We start from the raw sequence: 2,479 nt of genomic DNA, 5'->3' as shown, positions 1-2,479 counted from the left end.
GCTCACCGAGCCGTCCGCGGACCTGGCGATCGCCCTCGCGGTGGCGTCCTCCTCGACCGACACGCCGCTGCCGAACAACCTGGTGGCGATCGGCGAGGTCGGACTCGCGGGCGAGGTGCGCCGGGTGACGGGTGTGCAGCGGCGGCTCGCCGAGGCGCACCGGCTCGGATTCACCCACGCCCTGGTGCCGCCGGACCCGGGCAAGGTGCCGCCGGGCATGAAGGTGGTGGAGGTGTCCGACATCGGCGAGGCGCTGCGGGCGATCCCCGGCCGCCGCGCCCGTTCGAAGCCCCGTCAGGACGCCGCGCCGCAGGGCGTTCCGGCCGGGCGGGCCCCCGCGCGGGAGCGCGCCGCCGCCCCGGTGCCGGCGTATCCGGACGAGATGATGGCGGGCTGGGAGCCGCTCGACTCGGACGAACTGGCCTGACCCACGTCCTGTTGCTGCCGCACGCAGTTAGACTGCACCTGCTAATTGCCATCAAGTGCAGTAATAACAGACAGACCGTCGGGCGCCGCGCCACACGGTCCGGGTCGGCCCAAGGAGTCACGTGGCAGCCATCGACCGGGCGGACAAGTCCACCCGCGAGGAGGCCCTGCTGCGGGCTTCCCTCAGTGCGGTCGCGCCGGGCACGGCGCTGCGGGACGGGTTGGAGCGGGTGCTCCGGGCCAACACCGGCGGTCTGATCGTCCTCGGCTTCGACAAGAGCGTGGACGCGCTGTGCACCGGCGGTTTCGTGCTGGACGTCGAGTTCACCGCCACCCGGCTGCGCGAGCTGTGCAAGCTGGACGGCGCGGTGATCCTCGACAAGGACATCACCAAGATCCTGCGGGCCGGCGTGCACCTGATGCCGGACGCCAACATCCCCACCGACGAGACCGGCACCCGCCACCGCACCGCCGAGCGGGTCAACCGGCAGACCGGCTTCCCGGTGGTCGCGGTCTCGCACTCGATGCGGCTGATCGCCATGTACGTGAACGGCACCCGCCGGGTGCTGGAGGACTCCACCACCGTGCTGTCCCGCGCCAACCAGGCGCTGGCCACCCTGGAGCGCTACAAGCTGCGCCTCGACGAGGTGGCCGGCACGCTGTCGGCGCTGGAGATCGAGGACCTGGTCACCGTCCGGGACGTCTCCGCCGTGGTGCAGCGCCTGGAGATGGTCCGGCTGATCGCCGGCGAGATCGCCGGCTACGTGCTGGAACTCGGCACCGACGGCCGCCTGCTGTCGCTCCAGCTGGACGAGCTGATCGCCGGCGTCGAGCCGGAGCGCGAACTCGTGGTCCGCGACTACTTCCCGGACCGGGCCGCCAAGAAGGGCCGCACCGTCGCCGAGGTGCTCGACGACCTGGAGGCGCTGACCCACGCCGAGCTGCTGGACCTGCAGACCGTCGCCAAGGCGCTCGGCTACACCGGCGCCCCCGAGTCGCTGGACTCCGCGGTCTCCCCGCGCGGCTACCGGCTGCTGGCCAAGGTGCCGCGGCTGCCGAACACCGTCATCGAGCGGCTGGTCGACCACTTCGGGGGCCTGCAGAAGCTGCTGGCCGCGTCCATCGACGACCTGCAGACCGTGGAGGGCGTCGGCGAGACCCGGGCCCGCTCGGTGCGCGAGGGCCTGTCCCGGCTCGCCGAGTCCTCCATCCTGGAACGCTACGTCTGAGGGTCCGTCTCGTCGGCGGGCAGCACGGCGTACATCAGCGCGAACAGGGTCACCTCGACCGCGTCCGGCGCGGCGGAGTCGTCCTCCGCGAACATCTCGTCCAGCACTTCGTCCAGCCGGGAGCGCAGCCTGCGCAGCCGCTCCGGGGTGAGCCGCACCGAGGTGTGCGCGAACTTGTTGGGGAGCGGGTTGCCCTGGGACGCCGGGGTCAGGTCGATCCGGCCGGCCAGGAAGTTGCGCCGGAAGTCGGCCCGCACCAGGTCCATCGTCGCCAGCATGGTGTCCAGCGCGGCCGGCGGCTGCTCGCCCTCCGCGAGGACCTGCGGGGACAGTCGCAGTGACTGCTGGGCGGAGCGGTAGCGGCTCTCCACGATCCCGGAGACCAGCCGGGTCTCCGCGACGTACACCAGCCCGGTCTGCTCCAGCTGCTTGATGTGCCGGTACAGCTTGGTCGGCGCCTCGTCGAGCTCGGTCGCGATCTCCTTCACCGACAGCGGCTGCGGATCCCGCTTCATCAGCGCACTGAGCACGGCCAGGCGCAGCGGGTCGGCGAGCGCCTTGAGCGTCGCGACGTCGGTGACCTCGCGTTCCTTCATCTGATCAACCACGTTCACATTCAGCCACAGCGTTCAGGTCTTGTGCAATCATTCGCGCCCGTGCAACTATTCACGCCAACGTGAATGGTTGCCGATGTGTGAACGGGGTGGAGTGATGACGGTGGCCGAGAACCCGACGACGGTGGCGCCCGAGACGGTGCCGCTGCGCCGCAACCGAAGGTTCCAGACGCTGTGGGCCGGATCCGCGGCCGCGATGCTCGGCACCTG

The 2,479-nt window shown here is 71.1% G+C and carries 3 protein-coding genes; 2 read left to right on the top strand and 1 reads right to left on the bottom strand.

What is annotated here, in order from left to right:
- On the top strand, positions 1-427 hold a 427-nt coding region (locus IEZ12_RS38055), incomplete at its 5' end, for a magnesium chelatase domain-containing protein (protein ID WP_308431018.1).
- 121 nt (positions 428-548) lie between these two features.
- Positions 549-1,655, top strand: a complete 1,107-nt coding sequence (gene disA / locus IEZ12_RS09430) for a DNA integrity scanning diadenylate cyclase DisA (protein ID WP_043914862.1) — start codon at positions 549-551, stop codon at positions 1,653-1,655.
- On the opposite strand, the gene IEZ12_RS09425 is transcribed toward disA, so the two are convergent.
- Positions 1,646-2,263, bottom strand: a complete 618-nt coding sequence (locus IEZ12_RS09425; protein ID WP_189271573.1) for an ArsR/SmtB family transcription factor — start codon at positions 2,261-2,263, stop codon at positions 1,646-1,648. The two genes, disA and IEZ12_RS09425, sit on opposite strands and share 10 nt — an antisense overlap.
- Positions 2,264-2,479 lie beyond the last annotated feature (216 nt).

This window comes from Kitasatospora griseola, assembly GCF_014648555.1.
Classification (GTDB): domain Bacteria; phylum Actinomycetota; class Actinomycetes; order Streptomycetales; family Streptomycetaceae; genus Kitasatospora; species Kitasatospora griseola.
The sequence above is the reverse complement of the archived record's forward strand: the minus strand, read 5'-3'. Positions and strand labels throughout refer to the sequence as shown.